The organism is Delftia sp. 60 (assembly GCF_002754395.1).
GTDB classification, from domain to species: domain Bacteria; phylum Pseudomonadota; class Gammaproteobacteria; order Burkholderiales; family Burkholderiaceae_C; genus Comamonas; species Comamonas acidovorans.
Map to the genome: position 1 here is coordinate 3,047,290 of NZ_PEFD01000001.1, position 21,283 is coordinate 3,068,572.

The following is a 21,283-nucleotide window of genomic DNA, read 5'->3' on the forward strand; positions in this document are numbered from 1 at the left end:
CCCGAAAGGGGCTCCGCGCCTTTTTCATTGCGCCGCTGCGGCGTTGTTATTCCGGGGTCACTCCAGGCGTATCTTTGCGTCGCGGATCAGCGCGGCCCAGTCCGTCTGTTCCTTGAGCAGGTATTGGGCCGCATCCTGGATGCCGCCGCCCAGGGCCGTGCTGCCCTCGGCCTGCAGTTGCTGCTGCACGGCGGGCTGCTGCAGGGCCGCGTTCACGGCGGTGTTCATCTTCTGCACGATGGCAGCCGGCGTGCCCTTGGGCGCGACGATGAGCTTCCAGTCCACGGCCTCGAAGCCTGCATAGCCCGACTCGGCCACGGTGGGCACCTCGGGCAGGATGGGCAGGCGCTTGGCCGAGGTCACGGCCAGGGCGCGCAGCTTGCCGCCCTTGAGCAGCGGATAGACGGCCTGGGGCGTGCCGAACATGTAGTGCGTCTGCTTGCCCAGCAGGTCGGTCACGGCCGGCGCTGCGCCCTTGTAGGGCACGTTGAGCACCTGGATGCCGGCCTTGAAGGCCAGCATCTCGCCGGCCAGGTGGCCTACCGTGCCCGTCGATGCCAGTCCCTGGCGGATGCCGCCCGGGTCGGCCTTGGCGGCCTTGACCAGGTCCTGCACCGACTTCCATGGCGAGTCCTGCGGCACGACCAGCACCGTGGGCTGGGCGGCGACCAGGGCCACGGGGATCAGGTCGGTGCGAGGGTTGAAGGGCATGCTGGGCAGCAGGGCGGGGTTGATGGCGAGGTTGGCGGTCTGGCCCATGCCGAAGGTATAGCCATCCGGCGCGGACTTGGCCACTGCATCCAGGCCGATGTTGCCGCCCGCGCCGGGCTTGTTGTCCACGACCACGGTCCATTTGTTCAGCGTGCCCACGCGCTCGCTGATCTGGCGCGTGACCGCGTCCGTGCCGCCGCCCGGCGTGTAGGGCACGACCATGCGGACGGCGCGTGAGGGCCATTGGTCAGGCTGGGCCTGGGCCGCCAGCGGGAGCAGGGCGGCAGCCAATGCGGGCAGGGCGCACAGCAGCAACTGGCGGCGCGGGGCGGAACAAGGGCGGGCCTGGGTCTGTGCCTGTGTCCGGTTTTGGGCGGTCGGGTTGCGGTGGATGGCGGGCATGGTGTTGTCTCCGGGAATTTTTGGGAAAAGGCCTCCCCGCCGGGCGCGCGGCAAGCGTCGTCCGGTGTGGGGTGGATGGGGTGCAAGGTTGCAGGGGCGCCGCGCGCCGGGTGGACGGCGGCGCCTTCAGTGGCTCAGCCTGGCTTCAGTGGGAAGCCTTGGCGTGGCTGTCGGTGGCGTCGCCCCGGGCCAGGGCCAGGGCCTGCTCGCTGCTGTAGCCCAGGGCGGTGAGGATCTCCAGGCTGTGCTCGCCCAGGCGCGGTGGCGACAGGCGCACATCCAGGCGCTTGCCGTCCAGCGTGAAGGGCAGCAGCACGGTCTTGGTCTCGCGGCCATCGGGCAGGGTGATGGGGGCCAGCGCGCCCGTGGCGTTCAGGTGCGGGTCTTCCAGCAGGTCCTGCGGGCGTGCGATGGGCGCGAAGGGCAGGCCGTTCTTCTCGAAGATCTCTGCAATGTGGGCGGCGCTGTGCGGGGCCATCTTCTCGCGCAGCAGCGGCATCAGCCAGCTGCGCGCCAGTACGCGGTCGTTGTTGCTGCCAAGGCGCGGATCGTCGCGCAGCTCGCCCAGGCCGAAGGCGTCGCAGAACAGGCGCCAGGCGCCATCGCTGACCACGGCCAGGAAGATCTGCTCGCCGTCCCGGACTTCGAACACGTCGTAGATGGCCCAGGCCGAGATGCGTGCCGGCATGGGCGCGGCCGGCTTGCCGGTGACGGCGAACTGCATCATGTGCTGGGCGACCAGGAAGATGTTGTTCTCGAACAGCGCGCTTTGCACTTCCTGGCCGCGCCCGGTCTTCTCGCGCTGGGCCAGGGCGGCCATCGCGCCCATGGCGCCGAACATGCCGCCCATGATGTCGTTGACGCTGGCGCCCGCGCGAAGCGGGTCGCCGGGGCGGCCCGTCATGTAGGCCAGGCCGCCCATCATCTGCACCACTTCGTCCAGCGCCGTGCGGTGCTCGTAGGGGCCGGGCAGAAAGCCCTTGTGGCTCACGTAGATGAGACGCTCGAAGCGGTCCTTGAGGCTGTCGTAGTCCAGGCCCAGCTTGCGCATGGTGCCGGGCTTGAAGTTCTCGCAGACCACGTCGGCCGTGGCGATCAGGCGCAGCGCGGCCTGCTTGCCTTCCTCGGTCTGCAGGTCCAGCGTCAGGCTTTTCTTGTTGCGGTTGAACAGCGGGAAAAAGCCCGAGCCCGAGCCCAGCAGCTTGCGCGTGGCATCGCCGTCGCGGCCGTGGCCCACCGGCTCGATCTTGACGACTTCGGCGCCCAGGTCGGCCAGCATCATGCCGCAGGACGGGCCCATGACCATGTGGGTGAACTCGACCACGCGTATGCCTGCGTAGGGCAGGGGCGCGGTCTGGCCTGCGGCCGTGTCGGGGGAGTTGGGTTGGCTCATGGAAAAACGGTGAATGAATGTGGGGGTTGTCGCTGCGGCTCAGGCCGGTGCGTAGATGCGGGGCACAAAGCCCTTGGGCAGTCCGGCCAGCGGCGTCATGCCGTGCAGTTCCTCGCCGGGCAGGCCTGCGGCCAGCGGCTGGCGGGCGGCGATCAGGCGATCGATGTCCACGCCGGTGCGGATGCCCATGGCCTCGAACATGAAGACCAGGTCTTCGGTGACCACGTTGCCCGAGGCGCCGGGCGCATACGGGCAGCCGCCCAGGCCGGCCAGCGAGGCATCGAAGGTGCGCACGCCGGCCTCGTAGGCGGCCAGGCAGTTGGCCAGGCCCAGGCCGCGCGTATTGTGCATGTGGGCCGCGCCTGCATGTTCGCCCAGCTCGGCGCGCAGCCGTGTGAACAGGCGCCGCACCTGGGCCGGGTTGGCCATGCCCGTGGTGTCGGACAGGCCCGATTCATCGGCGCCCGCCGCCACGCAGGCCAGGGCCAGTGCAATCACTTCGTCCTCGGGCACCAGCCCCTGCAGCGTGCAGCCGAAGGCCGTGGAGATGCCCGCCTCGATCAGGGCCTGCGGTGCGATCTCGTCGCGCAGCGCGGCAATGGCCCGCACCTCGTCCACCATCTGCATGGGCGTCTTGCGTACATTGGCCATGGAGTGCGCGGGGCTGGCCGAGACGGGCAGCGTGACCTTGTGGGCGCCGGCGCGCAGCGCGGCCTCGGCGCCGCGCAGATTGGGGGCCAGGGCCATCACGGTGACGCCGGGCAGGGTGATGGCCTGGGCGACCACCTCGGCCGCGTCGGCCATCTGCGGCAGCAGCTTGGGCGAGACGAAGGAGCCGACTTCGATCTCCTGCAGGCCTGCATGGGCCAGCGCGGCGATCCAGGCCAGCTTGTGCGCCGTGGACATGGTGGAGGCCACGGACTGCAGGCCATCGCGCGGGCCGACTTCGCTGATGAGTACGTCAAAACGGTGGGAGGACATGGGCAGTTGCATCCGGTGGTGGGTGTCGATGGTGGCGGATTCACCTGTTGACATCGGGGTTCTGTGTGGTTCTAATAGATAGAACTATATTCTCTCTATTGAAATATTCCCTGCTGCACGCGCCATCGTCAAGCCTGCGTGCCTGGGGTTTTCCCTTGGGTGCCTTTTTATGCCTCGCAAATCAGTGACGGAATCGGTGGCCGACGAGAACGCCGCGCCGGGCGGCGTGGCGGCCGTGGACAGGGCCTTGAGCCTGCTGGCAGCGTTTCGCGACGGCGACGACGGGCTGACGCTAGCCCAGTTGTCGGAGCGCACGCGCCTGTACAAGAGCACCGTGCTGCGGCTGCTGGCCTCGCTGGAGCATGGCGGCTGGGTGCTGCGCATGGATGACGGCCGCTACGCCGTGGGCCCGGCCGTGGCGCGGCTGAACACCGTCTATGCCCGGCATTTCTCGCTGGACAGCGTGGTCATGCCCGTGCTGCGCACCCTGGTGCAGGCCACGGGCGAAAGTGCGGCCTACCACGTGCGCCAGGGCCAGGACCGGCTGTGCCTGTACCGCGTGGATTCGCCGCACCCCGTGCGCGACCATGCACGCACGGGCGATCTGCTGCCGCTGGGCCAGGGCGCAGGCGGGCGCGTGCTGTCGGCTTTCGACACCGAGCTGTACGCCGCATCGCGCGGCGGCAGCCGCACGCAGCTGGCCCGTGTGCGTGCCGATGGCTACTGCGCCATGGTGGGAGACAGGCACCGCGAGATCGCCGGGATTTCGGCCCCCGTGTTCAAGCGCGATGGGGAATTGGCAGCGGCGCTGACACTGACCATGCCAGCCCACCGCTATGAAGAGCGCCACGCCCGCCATGTGCTGGCGGCGGCGCGGGAACTGGGGCTTTTGCTGCCCTGAGCCAGGCGTGCGCGGTGCGCTGGCTCAGCCCAGGGCCGTGTCCAGCACCATCATCAGCACAAAGCCCAGCATGAGGCCGCCCGTGGCAAAGGCTTCATGGCCCTTGCGGTGCGACTCGGGAATGATTTCGTGGCTGATCACGAACAGCATGGCGCCCGCTGCAAAGCCCAGGCCCCAGGGCAGCATGGCTGCCGAGCCGCTCACAATGGCTGCTCCCAGCACGGCGCCCACGGGCTCCACCAGGCCGGAGGCCATGCCCAGCAACACGGCAAAGCTGCGCTTGTAGCCTGCGGCCAGCAGGGCCACGGCCACCACCAGGCCTTCGGGCACATCCTGTATGGCAATGCCTGTGGCCAGCGCATTGGCGCGCAGTCCGTCGTTGCCCGCATAGCCCACGCCGATGGCGAGGCCTTCGGGCAGGTTGTGCAGGGTGATGGCGAAGACGAACAGCCAGGTACGCTGCAGCTTGCGCGCGCCTTGCGGGTCCAGACCTTCGCGGCCCTTGATGAAGTGCTCATGGGGCAGGAGCCTGTCCATGAGCATGAGGGCGGCACCGCCCATCAGGATGGCCGAACCTATGACCCCGCCAGCCGCCCAGCTGCCGCCACCGAACAGTTCCTGGGTGCGCACGGCCTCCAGTCCCGGCAGGATCAGCGAGAAGGCGCAGGCGGCCAGCATGACCCCGGCGCCAAAGCCGAACAGGGTGTCCTGCGTGCGCTCGGACAGGCGCTGGGACAGCATCACGGGCACGGTGCCCAGTGCGGTCGCCAGCGCGGCGGCCGAGCCTCCGGCCAGGGCCTGGAAGACCACCGGATGGTTCTGGGCGTAGGCCCAGAACTGGCTGGTGAGCGCCCAGGCGCCGGCCATCATGATGGCCAGGCCTATCCACAGGCGGATGTTGGACCGTACGCTGGTCTTGGAGCGGAAGCGTTGTGGCAGATCCATGCTGGTCGAGGTCAGAGGTTGGCGTTGCGGACCGTTCAGCCGCGTGCGGCGGCGTAGCGGCGGGCCACTTCGGCCCAGTTGACTACGTTGTAGAACGCCGCGATGTATTCAGGGCGGCGGTTCTGGTACTTGAGGTAGTAGGCGTGTTCCCACACGTCCAGGCCCAGGATGGGGGTGGCGCCGGAGCCGATGCCGGCCATCAGCGGGCTGTCCTGGTTGCCGCTGCTTTCCACGGCCAGCTTGCCGTCCTTGCCCACCACCAGCCAGGCCCAGCCGCTGCCAAAGCGCGTGAGCGCGGCTTGGGTGAAGGCGGTCTTGAAGGCATCGAAGCCGCCCAGCTCCCGGTCAATGGCCTGTGCCAGTTCGCCCGAGGGAGCACCGCCGCCGCCCTGGTCCACGGGGGCCATCACGGTCCAGAACAGGCTGTGGTTGGCGTGCCCGCCGCCGTTGTTGCGCACGGCACCGCGAACGCCTTCGGGCAGCAGGGACAGGTCGGCGATCAGCTGCTCCACGGGCTGGCTGCCGTGCGGCGTGTCCTTGAGCGCGGCATTCAGGTTGTTCACGTAGGCCTGATGGTGCTTGGTGTAGTGGATCTCCATGGTCTGCGCATCGATATGGGGCTCCAGCGCGTCGTAGGCGTAGTTCAGGGGAGGCAGGGTGTAGTTGCTCATGTGGTTTCTTTCAGGGACTACGGGGAAAAAATCGGTGCGTTGCGATGTCTGTGCGGCTGCAATCAATGCGCCAGCCGGGGTGGCAGGGCGGTGGCTGTGCAGTCGAAGACGCGGGCCGAGGCCTGAAGCGCCGCATCGATGCGGGGCTGGCTGCCGTGCTGGCGCTGCCACTGCAGCAGGGCTGAATGGGTTTCGCGCATATGGCGCCAGGCGGCGCTGCACACGGCGGCCGCATGGTGGCGCGCATCACCCAGGGCCAGCAGGCCCTGGTGCGCCTCGCACAGGTATTCGATGGCCAGTGCGGGCTGCTGGCGCAATGCCAGCAGCTCGGCCAGGTTGTGGTGGGAGACCACCCAGGCGGCCATGCAGTGATCGGCGTGTTCCGCCAGCAGCGGGCCGGCGATGAGGCGCTGCGCCACGTGCAGGGCCTTCATCTGCATGGCGAGCGCGCTTTCGATCTGGCCTGCATGGAAATGCCCATGGGCGCGGCGCGCCAGCTGTTCCCATTGATTCAAGGATGCTTCGGAGGGTGCCGGGACGGGAGAGGGCAGACTGAGGTCAGAGGTTGCTTGCATATCTGCTGGCTCCGAGGTTTTCAGAGGTTCTTTGATATTGATCTGAGAATTGTATTATTCATGAGAATCATTCTCATTCAAAACAAAAATGACCGTATGCAATCCGATGTGTATTTCCTTTCGCGCATCGGCAGGATGCGGATGCCTGGATTCCAGGCGAAAAAAAGCCCCGCAGGCGGCAATGCCTGCGGGGCGGGTCGCAGTCTGGCGGTGACTTAGACCTGGTCGGCCGACAGGCCTGCGGTCTGGCTGAAGCCGCCGTCCACGTAGGTGATCTCGGCCGTCACGCCCGAGGCGAGGTCCGACAGCAGGAAGGCGGCCACATTGCCCACGTCCTCGATGGTCACGTTGCGGCGCAGCGGCGATGCATCGGCCACGCGGCCCAGCAGCTTGCCGAAGTCCTTGATGCCCGAGGCGGCCAGGGTCTTGATGGGACCGGCCGAGATGCCGTTGGCGCGGATGGCGCGGCCGTCTGCCGTGCGGCCCACGGCCTCGGCCAGGTAGCGCACCGAGGCTTCCAGCGACGCCTTGGCCAGGCCCATGGTGTTGTAGTTGGGGATGGAGCGCAGGGCGCCCAGGTACGACAGGGTCAGCAGCGAGGACTTGTCGTTGAGGTAGGGCAGGGCCGCCTTGGCCATGGCCGGAAAGCTGTAGGCGCTGATGTCGTGCGCGATCTTGAAGCCTTCGCGCGACAGGCCGTCCAGGAAGTTGCCGGCGATGGCCTCGCGCGGTGCAAAGCCGATGCTGTGCACGAAGCCGTCGAACTTGCCCCAGGTCGCACCCAGGTCGGCGAACAGCTTGTCGATCTGGGCATCGTCTGCCACGTCGCAGTCAAAGATCAGCTTGGAGTCGAATTCGGCGGCGAACTCGGTGATGCGGTCCTTGAAGCGCTCGCCCACATAGCTGAAGGCCAGCTCCGCGCCCTGTGCATGGCAGGCCTTGGCGATGCCGTAGGCGATGGAGCGGTTGGACAGAACGCCCGTGATCAGCAGTTTTTTACCGGCGAGAAAGCCCATTGTTGTTCTCCAGAGAAAGTGAGTGGAAGTGCGCACCAGCTGGCGGCGACGGCCGGGGCCCGCGTCAGCGTTTGCCAGCGGAAGGGCTGGCTGCGTGGTGCAGAATTGTCGCATGCGCCATTGGATGATTTCTTCGCTGCTGCTGGCCTCGGCGTGTGTGCCGGCCTGGGGCTCGCATGCCTATGCCCTGTGGGGCGAGCCCCGCTACGCCGAGGGCTTCAGCCATTTCGACTATGTCAACGCCAAGGCCCCCAAGGGCGGCGAGCTGCGCCTGGTGAGCAATCTGCGCATCTCCACCTTTGACAAATACAACCCGTTCACCATCAAGGGGTCGTCGCCCGCCTATCTGGCGGAGCTCATGTTCGACACCTTGCTGTGGCCCTCGCTGGACGAGACCGCCACCGGCTACGGATTGCTGGCCGAGGATGTGCAGGCCGCGGCCGACGGCCTGTCCGCCACATTCCGGTTGCGGCCCCAGGCACGCTTTCACAACGGCAAGCCCGTGCTGGCCGCCGATGTCAAGTTCAGCTATGACACGCTGGTGGGCCCGCATGCACTGCCCGGCTACAGAACGCTGTTCTTCGATGTGGCGGGCGTCGATGTGCTGGACGAGCGCACCGTGCGCTTTCGCTTCAAGCAGCCGAACCGGGAATTGCCGCTGACCGTGGGGGCCATTCCAGTGTTCAGTCGCGACTGGGGCGTGGAAAACGGCAAGGCCAAGCCCTTCGACCAGGTGGTGACGGACACGCCCATCGGCAGCGGGCCCTACAAGATAGGTCCCGTGCGTTTCGGCAAGGACATCACCTATGTGCGTGACCCGGACTACTGGGGCCGCGATCTGCCTGTGCGCGTTGGCACGGCCAATTTCGATCGCATCTCCGTCAAGATCTACCGCGACAACACGGCGAGGCTGGAGGCGCTGAAGGCCGGGGAGTTCGACCTCATGCGCTTTTACAGCGCCGGTGACTGGGCGCGGCGCCTGTACGGCAAGCGCTTCGACCGGGGCGAGCTGGTCAAGGGCGAGTTCAGCAACAAGCTGCCATCGGGATTCCAGAGCTACGTGCTCAACGTGCGCCGGCCTGTGCTGCAGGACGTCCGGGTGCGCCGCGCCCTGGGCCTGGCCATGGACTACGAGTGGATGAACCGGCAGATGTTCTACGGTTCCTACCAGCGCGTGCGCGGGCTGTTCGGCAACACGGCCTGCGAGACCCATGGCGAGCCCTCGCCAGAGGAGCTGGCGCTGATGGAGCCCTTGCGCAAGAGCATTCCGCCGGAGGCCTTCGGCCCCATGGCCGAGCCGCCGCGCACCGATGGCGACAGCTCGTTGCGCGGAAATCTGCGCCAGGCGCGGCAATTGCTGGCCGATGCCGGCTGGACCATTCAGGATGGCGTGCTGCGCAACGCGCGGGGCCAGGCCATGGAGCTGGAGTACCTGGACAGCAGCGAGTCGGGCATACGCCAGGTCTCGCCCTGGATACGCAATCTGGAAAAGCTGGGCATCCGGCTGCGCTTTCGCTCGGCGGACTTTGCGCTGTACCAGCAGCGCGTGGAGAAGTTCGACTACGACATCATCTCCATCGCCTACCAGGGCACGAACAATCCAGGCCAGGAATTCGCCGACCTGTTCGGCAGCCAGGCGGCGGCAACCGAGGGTTCCGGCAATTTCCCCGGCGTGAAGAACCCGGCGGTCGACGCCATGATCCGCCGCATGACCGAGGCCAAGACAGAGGCCCAACTGTTGCCTGCCTGCCACGCACTCGAACGCATCATCACGCACGGCCACTACCTGATTCCGCAGTGGAGCGCGGGCACGCACCGCATGGTCTACGACTCCTGGCGCCTGGTGCGACCGGCCGTGGTTCCGGCCTATGCGAAGGGCGAGAGCTGGGCCATGGACACCTGGTGGGCCCGCATGCCGGTGCTGACCGCGCCGCCTCCATGAGCCGGCGTTGCGGCTGTGTCGTTGCGATCCGTTGCATGATGAGGGCGTCCCCCGGCTGGGGCCCCTCCCCGCAATGGACATAATGCAAGACTTCTTATGTGGGCCTACATATTCAAACGCTTGCTGCTGATGGTGCCGACCCTGCTGGGCGTACTGCTGCTGACCTTCGTGGTCGTGCAGTTCGTGCCCGGTGGCCCGGTCGAGCAGTATCTGGCCGAGGCCAAGGCCAGCGTGGGCCGTGGCGGCGAAGGCGGTGGCCTGGCCTACCGTGGCAACCAGGGGGTGGACCCCCAGCGCATAGAGCAGATCAAGGCCCTCTACGGCTTCGACAAGCCGGCCCATGAGCGCTTCTTCCAGATGCTCGGGCAGTTCGCGCGGTTCGACCTGGGGCGCAGTTTCTTTCAGAACAAGGATGTCTGGCAGCTGATCAAGGAGAAGCTGCCGGTCTCGGCCAGCCTGGGACTGTGGACCTTTTTCATCAGCTATCTCGTTGCCGTGCCGCTGGGCATTGCCAAGGCCGTGCGGGCCGGCTCGCGGTTCGACTTCGCCACCACGCTGCTGATCCTGGTCGGCTATGCGATTCCGGGTTTCGTGCTGGGCGTGGCGCTGTTGGTGATCTTTGGCGGCCAGTTGCAGTGGTTTCCGCTGCGCGGGCTGACTTCCTCCAACTGGGACGAGCTGTCCTGGGGCGCGCGCATCGTGGACTATCTCTGGCATATCGCGCTGCCGGTGACGGCCATGGTGGCGGGCAGCTTCGCCATCACGGCCATGCTGACCAAGAATGCCTTCCTGGAAGAGATCCGCAAGCAGTACGTGCTGACTGCGCGTGCCAAGGGCCTGTCCGAGCGGCAGGTGCTCTACCGCCACGTGCTGCGCAATGCGCTGATCCCCATCGTCACCGGATTTCCGGCCGCCTTCATCGGGGCCTTCTTCACGGGCTCGCTGCTGATAGAGACACTGTTCTCGCTGGACGGCCTGGGCCTGCTCAGCTATGACAGCGTGATTCGGCGCGACTATCCCGTGGTGCTGGGCACGCTGTATCTGTTCACGCTGATCGGCCTGGTGACCAAGCTGGTCAGTGACCTTTGTTATGTGTGGGTGGATCCGCGTGTACGGTTTGATTGAGCGCCTCCTGAACGGCGGCGCCGCATCCCCCTCTTGCTTTGCGGGGGGAGCGTTCGGGCCATTGGCGGCTGGCGCAGGCTCTTGCCTGGTGTCCCTGACTTTGGGCGGTCGCGCCCCTGTGATGCAGCAACATGGAAACTGAGATGCACCCTCTTGCCGCACCAGGCGCAGGGCTGCCAGGGGCAGCGCCTGTACCGCTGGCTGTGGTGGCAGTGTCGCCGGCTCGGCGGGCCTGGATGCGGTTCAGGCGCAATCGGCTGGGGTATTGGAGCCTGGTCGCTTTTTGCGTGATGGTGGTGCTGAGCCTGGGCGCCGAGCTGATCAGCAACGACCGGCCCCTGGTGGTGCGCTATGAGGGCCAGACCTACTGGCCGCTGTGGAACGATTATTCCGAGAAGACTTTCGGCGGCGACTTCGAGACGGCCACCGACTACCTGGACCCCTTCATCCGCGACCGCCTGAGCCAGGGCGACAACTGGGCGCTGTATACGCTCAATCCCTATGGGCCACAGGCGCTGAACTACTTTGCGACCTCGCCCAATCCGGCGCCGCCCTCGCGCGACAACCTGCTGGGTACCGATGACCGGGGGCGCGACCTGCTGGCCCAGCTGATCTACGGGTTTCGCGTCAGCGTGCTGTTTGCGCTGGCGCTGACGGCGTCGGGCGTGGTGCTGGGCGTGGTGACGGGGGCCGTCCAGGGTTTTTTCGGCGGCAGGACCGATCTGGCATTCCAGCGCTTCATCGAGATCTGGGGCTCCATGCCCGAGCTGTATCTGCTGATCATCTTCAGCGCGGTGCTGGCGCCCAGCGTCTCGCTGTTGCTGGTGCTGCTGTCGCTGTTCGGCTGGATGGGTCTGTCGGACTACGTGCGTGCCGAGTTCCTGCGCAACCGCCAGCTGGACTATGTGAAGTCGGCGCGGGCGCTGGGCGTGGGCAATGGCGCGCTGATCTGGCGCCATCTGCTGCCTAACAGCATGACGCCCGTGGTGACCTTTTTGCCGTTTCGCATGAGTGCGGCCATCCTGGCCCTGACCTCGCTGGACTTCCTGGGGCTGGGCGTGCCGCCTGACACCCCCAGCCTGGGTGAGCTGCTGAACCAGGGCAAGAACAGCATCGATGCCTGGTGGATCTCGCTGTCCACCTTTGCCGTGCTGGTGGTGACGCTGCTGCTGCTGACCTTCATGGGCGATGCGCTGCGTGATGCGCTGGACCCGCGCAAGGCCGCAGCCAGCGATGCCGCCCCCGGTGTCGATGCAAAGGACGCCGCATGAACGCAGAGCAGCCGGCAATGGAGCTGCCTTCGCCCCCCGGCCGTGGCCGGACATTGCTGTCCGTGCGCAACCTGCGCGTGCGCTTCGGCAGCAAGGATGTGGTGCACGGCGTGAGCTTCGACCTGGCGGCAGGCGAGAAGCTGGCGCTGGTGGGCGAGTCCGGCTCGGGCAAGACCATCACCGCGCTGTCGCTGCTGCGGCTGGCTGGAGACGCTCAGTTGGGAGGCCAGGCCCTGTTCGACGGCCGCGACCTGCTGCGCCTGCCCGAGCGCGAGATGCGCGCCGTGCGCGGCGGCGACGTGGCCATGATTTTCCAGGAGCCCATGACGGCGCTCAACCCGCTGATGACCGTGGGCGAGCAGGTGGGCGAGGTGCTTCGCCTCAAGCAGGGGCTGACGCGAGCGCAATCCCTGGTCCAGGCCACCGAATTGCTGGCGACCACCGGCATTGCCGAGCCTGTGCGCCGCGCCCGCGCCTTTCCCCACCAGCTCAGTGGCGGGCAGCGCCAGCGCGCCATGATCGCCATGGCGCTGGCCAGCAGCCCGCGCCTGCTCCTGGCCGACGAGCCGACGACGGCACTCGATGTCACGCTGCGCGGCCAGATCCTGCAGTTGCTCGATGACCTGCAGCGCCAGACCGGCATGGCCGTGCTGATGATCACGCACGACCTGCACCTGGTGCGGCGCTTTGCCGACCGCGTGGCGGTGATGGAGCGCGGGCAACTGGTGGAGCAGGGCGGGGTGTCGGCGGTCATGGCGGCTCCGCGCCATGCCTATACGCGCAAGCTGCTGGCCAGCGTGCCGCGCCGCGACCTGATCGAGGTGGAGGCAGGCGCCCAGGCCACGGCTGGCGAGCCGCTGGTGCAGGCCCAGGGCCTCAAGGTCAGCTATCCGGTGCCGCTGGCAGGCATGCGCGGATGGTTCGGCCAGGGGCGCTTCGTCGCCGTGCAGTCCGCAGACCTGGCGCTGTTGCCCGGGCGCACCGTGGGTGTGGTCGGTGAATCGGGATCGGGCAAATCCACGCTGGCCCAGGCTGTGCTGGGGCTGCTGCCCCATGAAGGCCGGCTACGCATTGCCGGCCATGCCTGGCAGCAGCCAGCCACGCGCAACTCGCCCGCCAACCGTGCGCTGCGGCGCAAGGTGCAGGTGGTGTTCCAGGACCCGTATTCATCGCTGTCGCCCCGGCTGACGCTGGAGCAGATCGTTGGCGAAGGCCTGCGCGTGCATGCGCCGTCGCTGACGGCGCCGCAGCAACGCGACCGCATCGTGGAGATGCTGTCGGCCGTGGGCCTGACGCAGGAACAGTTTCCCGGCCTGCTTGACCGCTATCCCCACGAATTCTCGGGAGGTCAGCGCCAGCGCATCGCCATTGCACGTGCGCTGGTGCTGGAGCCCGAGGTGCTGGTGCTCGACGAGCCCACCAGCGCGCTGGATGTGACCATTCAGCAGCAGGTGCTGGGCCTGCTGCAGCGGCTGCAGCGCGAGCGGGGACTGGCCTATCTGCTGATCACGCATGACGTGGACGTGATCCGCGCCATGGCCCATGACGTGGTGGTCATGAAGGACGGCGCCATCGTCGAATCCGGCCCCGTCGCCCAGGTGCTGGGCGCGCCGCGCCAGGCGTACACGCAGCGGCTGGTGGAGGCCGCCGGCTTCTCGGGCGACGGCATGCCCGAGGGGTTCTGAGGCAGTTGCCGGTCCGCGCTACCAGCTGCCCGTGGGGTTGACTCCGTCCTGCAGGATCCACTGGACCTTGTCCACGGGCACGCCCAGCAGCCGGGCCTGCGCCAGCAGGCGTGCCGCCACGCCGTCGGCCAGTTCGGGCGTGCGCGAAAGAATCCAGAAATAGCGCAGGTCCGATCCCACCACCATGGCCCAGCGGTACTCGGCATCAAGAGCCACCACGTTGTAGCCGCCGTAGAACGGACCGAAGAAAGAGACCTTGAGCGCCGCAACATCCGGGCCGTGCACCGTGCGGGCCTTGCCCTCGGAGGATTTCCAGCGCCGGTGGCGGGCGTCGTAGCCCCGGTTCAGCACATGCACCGTGCCGTCGGGAAGCTGTGTGTACTCGGCCTGGGTGCGCTCCAGGCCTTTTTCGAAACTGTGGTCGATGCGCGCCACTTCATACCAGCGGCCCATGTAGCGCTGGATGTCCCAGCCGCGCACCGGCTCCACGGTAGGGGGGATGGGCGGGTTGCGCAGGCCCTTCCACAGCAACGCTGCTGCGGCGGCGCCTACGGCAAGCCCTGCCAGGCCGGCCGTGGGCAGCACCCAGGCGGGGCGGGAAGTGGATGGGGTGGTTGACTCTGTATTGGGGTGGCGGGGTGACATGGTGCGGAACTCCGTGTTCAGGCAGACGTGCATGCCAGGGTCTTGCGCGCTTGGCAGCGTGCTCCTACTTTAGGACAGAAAACCGGGCCGCAGTGTAGGCCGGCGCTGCCTGCACCGGTGCTGTGCGGGCCGCGCAACGCTGGAACTTTCCCTATGCCAGAGCAGGCCATGTGTTTTTTTGTGCGCGGTCATGCAGGTCTATGGCCTAATTGCGCGTTCTCATTTTTTTGAAGAAGGAAATGCCATGGGCAACAAGATCGTTACCGAAGCCGACCGCAAGTTCACTCCCCAGCCTCCCCTGCCCAACGGCGTCACCCTGCCGACGCCCGGCCGTGGCCAGCGCGTGAGCCGCGCCCGTGGCGCCCACACCCATACCAAGAAGAACCCCGGCAAGCGTCACCGCTGAGCACGGCGGGCCGCATGCATGCCTGCTGCGGCCACGTTCTGAAAGCAAAAGCCCTCTTACGAGGGCTTTTGCTTTTGAGGCGGCGTTCTCAATGCTGCAGTGCCTGGAGCTTACGGCGCAGCATCTGAACTTCCTCGATCAGGTCCGCCGTCAGCGCGGCCAGCTGAGGGTCGGCATCGAAGCTGTGCTCCAGATGGGCTATGCGGCGCGCGCGCACCAGGGTCTGGCTGCTGAAGCGCCACTGCGCCTGTGGCGCGGCCGCTTCGCCGGACGGCTCGTTTTCGCAGTACAGCACGCCGGTCTGCACACGCTCCACCACCCAGGCGGTGTTGCGCTGGCAGTGGCGGGCCAGATCCTGCAGATCCAGAGCGCCTTCGTCCAGCAGTTCTGCGGGCTCGTAGAAGGGGTACAGCGGCGTGCTCATCGCGTGGCTCCTTGGCCCGCTGCGTGCTGGCGGGCATCGAACGAAGGAAAGGCCTGGGCCAGTGCCGCATAGGCCTGGCGCTGGGCGTCGGTCTGGGGCTCGGGCAGGGCGATGCCCAGTACCAGGTACAGGTCGCCCGGCGTGGCGGCGGGCAAGCCCTTGCCCTTGATGCGCAGCTTGCGGCCAGCGCGGCTGCCTGCGGGCACGCTGACCTCGAATTCACCGGCAATGGTGGCCACGCGGACCGGGCCGCCCAGTGCGGCTTCCCAGGGGGCCAGGGACACGGGCTGGTAGACATCCTTGCCCTCGGCCCACCAGCGCGGATCGTGGCGCAGGTGCACTTCCAGCAGCAGATCGCCTGCCGGGCCGTTGCCCAGGCCCGGGCCGCCCTGTCCGGCCAGGCGGATCATCTGGCCTTCGCGCACGCCCTTGGGAATGCTGACCTGCAATTCCTTGTCGCGCGCCACGGGGTGTCCGTCCTCATCCAGCACCGTGGTGCGCAGGTGCAGGCTGCGCTGCGCGCCCTGGTAGCTGTCCAGCAGGTCCAGCTCGATGCTGGCGTGCTGGTCCTGCCCGCGCAGGTCAGGCGGGGAGCGATGCTGGCCGCCTCCGCCCGCATGGCGGGCACGCGCGCCCTGGCCGAACATCTGTGAGAAGAACTCGCTGAAGTCCGCGTCGCCCTCCGGCATGGCGCCGTCGCTGCTGCGAAAGTGAAAGTCCTGCCCTTCCCAGCCAGGTGGTGGCTGGAAGCCGCCGGCGCCCGGCCCGCTGCGGCGCGGCGCATCGGCCAGGGCGTCGTAGGCTGCGCGCTTTTCGGGGTCCGACAGCACGGCATTGGCTTCGTTGACTTCGGCCATGCGCTCGGAGGCGTCAGCCTCCTTGCTGACATCGGGGTGGTACTTGCGCGCCAGCTTGCGGTAGGCCTTCTTGATGTCATCGGCACTGGCCTGCCTGTCCACGGCCAGGATGCGGTAGTAGTCCTTGTAATCCATGAATTTCCGTCCTCCGGCCCTTGCGGGCGATGTTCTGGACAAACCCGAAAGCAGCATAGCCCGGTCATGGCAGGGTCTCAACCGATGGGCCTTTTGCTGCTTGACTGGCATCTTGTGACGGGTTCATTACATTCGCGCGTCGGCAGGACGGAACAGGAGGCGTCGGACATGGCACATGGCAGTCGGTGGCGGGCTGGGCGGGGGCGCACAGGCTCCAGGGGATGGAGGGCTCTGCTGGGCGCATGGCTGGTGGCCGGCGCGTGTGGAACCTGCGGGGTGATGGCGCAGACCGCGCAGACCATGCAGCCAGCACCGGGCGTGCCCATGGCAGACCTGCCGCCCGCCGTGGTCAGCGCCCCGCTGCCCGATGTGGGCTCCATGGCCTCCAGGGTGCTGGCCTGCACGGCCTGCCATGGACCCGAGGGCCGGGCCACCCCCAGCGGCTACTTTCCGCGCATTGCAGGCAAGCCCGCAGGCTATCTGTACCGCCAGCTCAAGAACTTCCAGCAAGGGCGCCGCAGCTATCCCGCCATGAACCGGCTGATCGAATTCATGTCGGACGACTATCTGCGACAGATCGCCACGCACTTTGCAGGCCTGGAGCTTCCCTATGCCCCGCCTGTGCCGGTACAACTGCCGCCCGCTGAACTCGCCCGTGGCGAGCAACTGGTCTTGCGGGGCGACGCGCAGCGCGGCCTGCCCGCCTGCGCTGCCTGCCATGGTGAGCGGCTCATGGGTGCGGGTGACGATATTCCGGGCCTGCTGGGCCTGTCGCGCGATTATCTGAACAGCCAGATCGGTGCCTGGCGCTCCGGCCAGCGCAAGGCGGCAGCGCCCGACTGCATGGACCAGGTGGCCAAGGCGCTGACGGCGCAGGAGGTCGTAGCCGTCACGGCCTGGCTGTCATCGCGCCCCGCACTGGCGGCGCCGGGCGGACATGAAGCCCTGGCCCTGCCCATGCCGCTGCGCTGCGGCGCCGTAGCCGCCGTTGCCGGCCAGGAGGGCAAGCCATGAACACCCTGGCAGAAAACGCGGCAAGCGGGAACACACACGGGCGGCGGCGGCTGGCCAGGGTGGCAGGGCTGGCGTTGCTGATCATCGCCCTGCTGGGCGCGCTCCTGGTCTGGCTCAACCTGCGGGGCGAGCAGGGCGTGCACGCCTACGGTCATGGCGGCTGGTCAGGCGCGCGCGAAACGCCAACTGCCTTGATAGAGCGCGGTGCCTACCTGGCCCGCGTGGGCAACTGCGCAGGCTGCCATACGGCGGCTGGCGGCGCCGAGTATGCGGGTGGGCGGGGCCTGCCCACCTCGTTCGGCACGCTCTACACCAGCAATCTCACGCCTGACAAGGAAAGTGGCCTGGGGCTGTGGACGGCCCAGGACTTCTGGCGTGCAATGCATAACGGGCGGTCACGGGAAGGGCGCCTGCTGTATCCGGCCTTTCCATATGACAGCTACACCCATGTGACGCGCGCCGACTCGGACGCGCTGTTTGCCTATCTGCAAAGCCTGCCTGCCGTGCGCGCGCAGGTGCCCCGGCATGCGCTGGACTTTCCCTATGGCTGGCAGGGCTCGCTGGCTGTCTGGCGCGCGCTGTTCTTCACCCCGCAGGATTGGCAGGACCGGCCGCAGAAGGCGGCTGCCTGGAATCGCGGTGCCTATCTTGCCCAGGGCCTGGGGCACTGCGCGGCCTGCCATGCACCGCGCAACGGCATGGGTGCCTCGTCCCAGGTCATGTCCGGTGGCTTTGTGGCAGGGCAGGCCTGGTATGCGCCGTCGCTGCTTGATCCGGGCGAAGCCGGCGTGCGCGCGGGCCAGGAGTCCGCCTGGGTGCAGTTGCTGCAGACGGGTTCGGGTCCTTCGGGATCGGCGCTGGGCCCCATGGCCGAAGTCGTGGCGCGCAGCACACAGCACTGGCAGCCGCAGGATCTGCAGGCCCTCGCTTCCTACCTGCAGGAGCAGGGCGCGGCAGCAGGCCCGCCCAGGAGCAGACCTGCTGCCGCGCCCGTGCCATCCGGGCAAATGGCCTTGGGGCGGGCCATCTACGAGCGGCAATGCGCGGTATGCCACGGTGCAGAGGGCCAGGGGACGCCGGGCGCGTTTCCCGCGCTTGCGGGCAATGCCTCCGTGACCCTGGCCGAGCCGCGCAACCTGTTGCTGGTGTTGCTGGAGGGGGGCTACCCACCCTCCACCCGGCAGCAGCCGCAGCCGCACGGCATGCCGCCTTTCGGTCATGTGCTGTCCGATGCACAGGTGGCCGCCGTGGCCAGCTATGTGCGCAACGCCTGGGGCAACAAGGCGGCGGAAATCGGTAACATGGAGGTTTATCGCGCCCGGGAAGGGCGTGGTTTCTGAGAGGCTTTCATGGATTCAATGGCCGGCAAGCTGCCGGACGACAGCGACGCCACCCGCCCCTGGTGGGTGGTTTGCCTGTGCGCGCAATGGTGCGGCGTTTGCAACCAATACCGAAGCACGTTTGCGGAACTGGCAAGCCAGTTCCCGCAGATGCGCTTTGTCTGGCTTGATGTCGAGGACCGCGAGGACGTGGCCGGAGACCTGGACATCGAAACCTTCCCCTCGCTGCTGGTGGCCGATGGCGAGTGTGCACGTTTTCTGGGGCCGGTGCTGCCCCAGGCGGGGGTTGTAGCGCGCATGCTGCAGTCATTGGCCCAGGACCCGGGCGCGGCCCCTGCCGACCCCGCCGAGGCGCAGGCCCTCTTGCGGCGGCTCCAGTCGGCGCAGGCGCTGGAGCGCGTTGGCGCCTGACGCCGGGCCAAGGGTGCGCGGGCGGGCCTGAGCACCCCGTCCTGTCCCCGCTTTTGTGCGGGGCGGGCTTGGCCTGAAGGTCGTTTGCGGATACAATGGCATATTCACGACCAAACGGGCGGGTACCAACCGCCCTTTTTTTTGGGCGATCTTCGGGCGACCTTCGGGATTGCCATGGGGCTCGGCGCTGTTGGGACATGGCTGCTGCCAATGTTTCAGGGGCGTTCCGGGTCTTTTGTGTTTGCAGGACTGAATTTAAATACACGTGGCACTACAGCAAATCGTTGAACAAACCGTGACAGGTCTGGGCTATGACCTGGTGGAAATAGAACGCTCGGCGGGCGGGCTGTTGCGCGTCACAATTGATTTGCCTTGGCAGCCCCCGGTGGAGGGTGAGCCGGTGGTGCCGGAGCAGTTCGTGACAGTCGAGGACTGCGAGAAGATCACGCGCCAGCTGCAGTTCGCGCTTGAGGTTGATGGCGCAGATTACACGCGCCTTGAGGTCTCCTCCCCTGGTATCGACCGCCCCCTGCGGCACGAGCAGGACTTCACCCGCTTTGTCGGTGAAGTCATCGACCTGACCCTCAAGGAGCCCATCGGCGCCGCCGCTGAAGGGCAGGTCAGCGCCAATCGCAAGAAATTCCGCGGCACGCTGGAGCGTGCCGAAGATGGTGGCTGGCAGATCGTCTGGAGCGATGAGCCACCCGTCAAGCCTGGCCAGAAGGTCAGCAAAAAGCGTGTTCCCGCGCCCCTGCAGGCGCTGGGCTTCACTCTGGAGGAGCTGCGCGAGGCGCGTCTGGCTCCCATCGTGGATTTCAAGGGGCGTTCTGCCAAGCCGGTCTGATCGGAGCAGGCAGGGTACGTCGAATCATTGGGGCAGGAAGGGCACTGCCATCCCCTTCCTGTGTGATTGAAATAGGAGAGTCGTCGCATGAATCGCGAATTGTTGATGTTGGTAGAAGCCATTTCGCGCGAAAAGAACGTGGAGCGCGATCTGGTGTTCGGTGCAGTGGAATCGGCCCTGGCCCAGGCCACCAAGAAGCTGTACCAAGGTGAGGTGGACATCCGCGTGGCCATCGATCGCGATAGCGGTAACTACGACACCTTCCGCCGCTGGCTGGTGGTGCCCGATGATGCGGGCCTGCAAAACCCCGATGCCGAAGAAATGCTGATGGACGCACAGGACCGCGTCCCCGGTATCTCCGAAGGCGAGTACATCGAGGAAGAGATCGAGTCGGTGCCCATCGGCCGCATCGGCGCCATGGCGGCCAAGCAGGTCATCCTGCAAAAGATCCGTGACGCCGAGCGCGAAATGCTGCTCAACGAGTTCCTGTCGCGCGGCGACCGGATCTTCACGGGCACCGTCAAGCGCATGGACAAGGGCGACATCATCGTCGAGGCCGGCCGTGTCGAAGGACGCCTGCGCCGCAACGAGATGATCCCCAAGGAAAACCTGCGCAACGGCGACCGCGTGCGGGCCATGATCATGGAAGTGGACGCCACGCTGCGCGGCGCGCCCATCATCCTGTCGCGCTCGGCGCCCGAGTTCATGGTCGAGCTGTTCCGCAACGAAGTGCCCGAGATCGAGCAGGGCCTGCTGGAGATCAAGAGCTGCGCTCGCGATTCCGGCAGCCGCGCCAAGATCGCCGTGCTCAGCCATGACAAGCGTGTCGATCCCATCGGCACCTGCGTCGGCGTGCGAGGCACCCGTGTCAACGCCGTCACCAATGAACTGGCTGGCGAGCGCGTGGACATCGTGCTGTGGTCCGAAGACCCTGCACAGTTCGTGATCGGCGCGCTGGCTCCGGCCAATGTGTCGTCCATCGTTGTGGACGAGGAAAAGCATGCCATGGACGTGGTGGTTGACGAGGAAAACCTCGCCATCGCCATCGGCCGTGGCGGTCAGAATGTTCGCCTGGCTTCCGAGCTCACCGGCTGGAAGATCAACATCATGGACGCGGCTGAGTCTGCGCAAAAGCAGGCGGACGAGTCCGCTGTTGCGCGCCAGCTGTTCATGGAAAAGCTCGATGTGGACGAGGAAATCGCCAACATCCTCATCGAGGAAGGTTTCGAGACCCTGGAAGAAGTGGCCTATGTGCCGCTGCAGGAAATGCTCGAAATCGAGGCGTTCGACGAAGAGACGGTGAACGAGTTGCGCACCCGGGCGAAAGATGCACTGCTGACGCAGGAAATCGCGCACGAGGAAAACGTGGGCAAAGTGTCGCAGGATCTGCTGACGCTCGAGGGAATGACTCCGGAGATCGTGGACAAGCTGGCCGAGGCCGATGTGCACACCCGAGACGATCTGGCCGATCTGGCCATCGACGAGTTGACCGAGCTGACCGGGCAGACCGAGGAAGAAGCGAAGGCTTTGATCATGAAGGCGCGTGAACACTGGTTCACCGAAGGGCAAGAGTAAGGTCAGGGAGGTTC

The 21,283-nt window shown here is 66.9% G+C and carries 22 protein-coding genes; 12 read left to right on the plus strand and 10 right to left on the minus strand.

The annotated features are described in order from the left end of the window. Positions 1–57: 57 nt before the first annotated feature. The 3 genes from CLV01_RS13830 to CLV01_RS13840 all read right to left on the minus strand — a co-directional run bounded on the left by CLV01_RS13830 (position 58) and on the right by CLV01_RS13840 (position 3,499). Positions 58–1,113, minus strand: coding sequence for a Bug family tripartite tricarboxylate transporter substrate binding protein (locus tag CLV01_RS13830; protein ID WP_099734064.1), 1,056 nt, complete (start codon positions 1,111–1,113; stop codon positions 58–60). A 145-nt stretch (positions 1,114–1,258) separates the two neighbouring features. Next, positions 1,259–2,506 carry a CaiB/BaiF CoA transferase family protein gene (locus CLV01_RS13835; RefSeq protein WP_099734063.1) on the minus strand — a complete coding sequence of 416 codons (1,248 nt, stop codon included), beginning with the start codon at positions 2,504–2,506 and terminating at the stop codon, positions 1,259–1,261. A 39-nt stretch (positions 2,507–2,545) separates the two neighbouring features. Continuing rightward, positions 2,546–3,499, minus strand: a complete 954-nt coding sequence (locus CLV01_RS13840; RefSeq protein ID WP_043781550.1) for a hydroxymethylglutaryl-CoA lyase — start codon at positions 3,497–3,499, stop codon at positions 2,546–2,548. Between the two features lie 157 nt (positions 3,500–3,656). On the opposite strand from CLV01_RS13840, the gene CLV01_RS13845 reads away from it, so the two are divergent. Continuing rightward, a complete protein-coding gene (locus tag CLV01_RS13845) occupies positions 3,657–4,388 on the plus strand; it encodes an IclR family transcriptional regulator (RefSeq protein WP_034392130.1) in 732 nt (243 codons plus the stop codon). Positions 4,389–4,412: 24 nt separating this feature from the next. On the opposite strand, the gene CLV01_RS13850 is transcribed toward CLV01_RS13845, so the two are convergent. From CLV01_RS13850 to CLV01_RS13860, 3 genes are all read right to left on the minus strand, one after another. Beyond that, on the minus strand, positions 4,413–5,333 hold the full coding sequence (locus CLV01_RS13850) for a ZIP family metal transporter (RefSeq protein WP_012204817.1): 921 nt from the start codon (positions 5,331–5,333) through the stop codon (positions 4,413–4,415). A 35-nt stretch (positions 5,334–5,368) separates the two neighbouring features. Continuing rightward, positions 5,369–6,004 carry a superoxide dismutase gene (locus CLV01_RS13855; protein WP_099734062.1) on the minus strand — a complete coding sequence of 212 codons (636 nt, stop codon included), beginning with the start codon at positions 6,002–6,004 and terminating at the stop codon, positions 5,369–5,371. Positions 6,005–6,066: 62 nt separating this feature from the next. Continuing rightward, on the minus strand, positions 6,067–6,519 hold the full coding sequence (locus CLV01_RS13860) for a hypothetical protein (RefSeq protein WP_225614194.1): 453 nt from the start codon (positions 6,517–6,519) through the stop codon (positions 6,067–6,069). A 120-nt stretch (positions 6,520–6,639) separates the two neighbouring features. On the opposite strand from CLV01_RS13860, the gene CLV01_RS29115 reads away from it, so the two are divergent. Further along, entirely contained in the window at positions 6,640–6,798 is a 159-nt protein-coding gene (locus CLV01_RS29115) for a hypothetical protein (protein ID WP_157158299.1), read from the plus strand. Here CLV01_RS29115 and fabI read toward each other — a convergent pair. Further along, the gene (gene fabI / locus CLV01_RS13865; protein WP_012204820.1) at positions 6,795–7,595 is read right to left on the minus strand and encodes an enoyl-ACP reductase FabI; all 801 of its coding nucleotides are present in this window, start codon (positions 7,593–7,595) and stop codon (positions 6,795–6,797) included. The two genes, CLV01_RS29115 and fabI, sit on opposite strands and share 4 nt — an antisense overlap. A gap of 124 nt (positions 7,596–7,719) precedes the next feature. On the opposite strand from fabI, the gene CLV01_RS13870 reads away from it, so the two are divergent. The 4 genes from CLV01_RS13870 (at position 7,720) to CLV01_RS13885 (ending at position 13,618) form a co-directional block, all read left to right on the plus strand. Beyond that, a complete protein-coding gene (locus CLV01_RS13870) occupies positions 7,720–9,537 on the plus strand; it encodes an extracellular solute-binding protein (RefSeq protein WP_082848181.1) in 1,818 nt (605 codons plus the stop codon). A 96-nt stretch (positions 9,538–9,633) separates the two neighbouring features. Beyond that, positions 9,634–10,662 (plus strand): microcin C ABC transporter permease YejB, encoded by a 1,029-nt coding sequence (locus CLV01_RS13875; RefSeq protein ID WP_013803046.1) that lies wholly within the window; start codon positions 9,634–9,636, stop codon positions 10,660–10,662. Positions 10,663–10,805: 143 nt separating this feature from the next. Further along, positions 10,806–11,933: an ABC transporter permease gene (locus CLV01_RS13880; RefSeq protein ID WP_373681050.1), complete on the plus strand. Its 1,128-nt coding sequence runs from the start codon at positions 10,806–10,808 to the stop codon at positions 11,931–11,933. Next, positions 11,930–13,618 carry an ABC transporter ATP-binding protein gene (locus CLV01_RS13885; protein ID WP_043823549.1) on the plus strand — a complete coding sequence of 563 codons (1,689 nt, stop codon included), beginning with the start codon at positions 11,930–11,932 and terminating at the stop codon, positions 13,616–13,618. The genes CLV01_RS13880 and CLV01_RS13885 overlap by 4 nt, the downstream gene beginning before the upstream one ends. Positions 13,619–13,636: 18 nt before the next feature. Here the strand turns inward: CLV01_RS13885 and CLV01_RS13890 are convergent, their stop codons facing one another. Further along, entirely contained in the window at positions 13,637–14,263 is a 627-nt protein-coding gene (locus tag CLV01_RS13890) for a lipocalin family protein (RefSeq protein WP_034398350.1), read from the minus strand. 244 nt (positions 14,264–14,507) lie between these two features. Here CLV01_RS13890 and CLV01_RS29120 point away from each other — a divergent pair, with 244 nt between their 5' ends. Further along, positions 14,508–14,669: a hypothetical protein gene (locus tag CLV01_RS29120; RefSeq protein ID WP_012204826.1), complete on the plus strand. Its 162-nt coding sequence runs from the start codon at positions 14,508–14,510 to the stop codon at positions 14,667–14,669. An 88-nt stretch (positions 14,670–14,757) separates the two neighbouring features. On the opposite strand, the gene CLV01_RS13895 is transcribed toward CLV01_RS29120, so the two are convergent. Further along, a complete protein-coding gene (locus tag CLV01_RS13895; protein WP_034392145.1) occupies positions 14,758–15,093 on the minus strand; it encodes a chaperone modulator CbpM in 336 nt (111 codons plus the stop codon). Then, complete coding sequence (locus CLV01_RS13900; protein ID WP_063326527.1) at positions 15,090–16,085, minus strand: DnaJ C-terminal domain-containing protein; 996 nt, start codon at positions 16,083–16,085, stop codon at positions 15,090–15,092. Before CLV01_RS13900 ends, CLV01_RS13895 begins: the two co-directional genes overlap by 4 nt. 168 nt (positions 16,086–16,253) lie before the next feature. On the opposite strand from CLV01_RS13900, the gene CLV01_RS13905 reads away from it, so the two are divergent. The 5 genes from CLV01_RS13905 (at position 16,254) to nusA (ending at position 21,269) form a co-directional block, all read left to right on the plus strand. After that, complete coding sequence (locus tag CLV01_RS13905) at positions 16,254–17,099, plus strand: c-type cytochrome (RefSeq protein WP_099734060.1); 846 nt, start codon at positions 16,254–16,256, stop codon at positions 17,097–17,099. Then, positions 17,096–18,439, plus strand: a complete 1,344-nt coding sequence (locus tag CLV01_RS13910) for a c-type cytochrome (protein ID WP_099734059.1) — start codon at positions 17,096–17,098, stop codon at positions 18,437–18,439. The genes CLV01_RS13905 and CLV01_RS13910 overlap by 4 nt, the downstream gene beginning before the upstream one ends. Before the next feature lie 9 nt (positions 18,440–18,448). Continuing rightward, positions 18,449–18,850 (plus strand): thioredoxin family protein, encoded by a 402-nt coding sequence (locus CLV01_RS13915; RefSeq protein WP_099734058.1) that lies wholly within the window; start codon positions 18,449–18,451, stop codon positions 18,848–18,850. 265 nt (positions 18,851–19,115) lie between these two features. Beyond that, positions 19,116–19,694, plus strand: coding sequence for a ribosome maturation factor RimP (gene rimP / locus CLV01_RS13920; protein WP_034392158.1), 579 nt, complete (start codon positions 19,116–19,118; stop codon positions 19,692–19,694). Positions 19,695–19,781: 87 nt separating this feature from the next. Continuing rightward, positions 19,782–21,269, plus strand: a complete 1,488-nt coding sequence (gene nusA / locus CLV01_RS13925) for a transcription termination factor NusA (protein ID WP_012204833.1) — start codon at positions 19,782–19,784, stop codon at positions 21,267–21,269. Positions 21,270–21,283: the final 14 nt, after the last annotated feature.

Excerpts from the sequence above, each read along its gene's own strand:
- CLV01_RS13830 (WP_099734064.1), bottom strand. The coding sequence starts at position 1,113 with ATGCCCGCCATCCACCGCAACCCGACCGCCCAAAACCGGACACAGGCA.
- CLV01_RS13835 (WP_099734063.1), bottom strand. The coding sequence starts at position 2,506 with ATGAGCCAACCCAACTCCCCCGACACGGCCGCAGGCCAGACCGCGCCC.
- CLV01_RS13840 (WP_043781550.1), bottom strand. The coding sequence starts at position 3,499 with ATGCAACTGCCCATGTCCTCCCACCGTTTTGACGTACTCATCAGCGAA.
- CLV01_RS13845 (WP_034392130.1), top strand. The coding sequence starts at position 3,657 with ATGCCTCGCAAATCAGTGACGGAATCGGTGGCCGACGAGAACGCCGCG.
- CLV01_RS13850 (WP_012204817.1), bottom strand. The coding sequence starts at position 5,333 with ATGGATCTGCCACAACGCTTCCGCTCCAAGACCAGCGTACGGTCCAAC.
- CLV01_RS13855 (WP_099734062.1), bottom strand. The coding sequence starts at position 6,004 with ATGAGCAACTACACCCTGCCTCCCCTGAACTACGCCTACGACGCGCTG.
- CLV01_RS29115 (WP_157158299.1), top strand. The coding sequence starts at position 6,640 with ATGAGAATCATTCTCATTCAAAACAAAAATGACCGTATGCAATCCGAT.
- fabI (WP_012204820.1), bottom strand. The coding sequence starts at position 7,595 with ATGGGCTTTCTCGCCGGTAAAAAACTGCTGATCACGGGCGTTCTGTCC.
- CLV01_RS13870 (WP_082848181.1), top strand. The coding sequence starts at position 7,720 with ATGATTTCTTCGCTGCTGCTGGCCTCGGCGTGTGTGCCGGCCTGGGGC.
- CLV01_RS13875 (WP_013803046.1), top strand. The coding sequence starts at position 9,634 with ATGTGGGCCTACATATTCAAACGCTTGCTGCTGATGGTGCCGACCCTG.
- CLV01_RS13880 (WP_373681050.1), top strand. The coding sequence starts at position 10,806 with ATGCACCCTCTTGCCGCACCAGGCGCAGGGCTGCCAGGGGCAGCGCCT.
- CLV01_RS13885 (WP_043823549.1), top strand. The coding sequence starts at position 11,930 with ATGAACGCAGAGCAGCCGGCAATGGAGCTGCCTTCGCCCCCCGGCCGT.
- CLV01_RS13890 (WP_034398350.1), bottom strand. The coding sequence starts at position 14,263 with ATGTCACCCCGCCACCCCAATACAGAGTCAACCACCCCATCCACTTCC.
- CLV01_RS29120 (WP_012204826.1), top strand. The coding sequence starts at position 14,508 with ATGGGCAACAAGATCGTTACCGAAGCCGACCGCAAGTTCACTCCCCAG.
- CLV01_RS13895 (WP_034392145.1), bottom strand. The coding sequence starts at position 15,093 with ATGAGCACGCCGCTGTACCCCTTCTACGAGCCCGCAGAACTGCTGGAC.
- CLV01_RS13900 (WP_063326527.1), bottom strand. The coding sequence starts at position 16,085 with ATGGATTACAAGGACTACTACCGCATCCTGGCCGTGGACAGGCAGGCC.
- CLV01_RS13905 (WP_099734060.1), top strand. The coding sequence starts at position 16,254 with ATGGCACATGGCAGTCGGTGGCGGGCTGGGCGGGGGCGCACAGGCTCC.
- CLV01_RS13910 (WP_099734059.1), top strand. The coding sequence starts at position 17,096 with ATGAACACCCTGGCAGAAAACGCGGCAAGCGGGAACACACACGGGCGG.
- CLV01_RS13915 (WP_099734058.1), top strand. The coding sequence starts at position 18,449 with ATGGATTCAATGGCCGGCAAGCTGCCGGACGACAGCGACGCCACCCGC.
- nusA (WP_012204833.1), top strand. The coding sequence starts at position 19,782 with ATGAATCGCGAATTGTTGATGTTGGTAGAAGCCATTTCGCGCGAAAAG.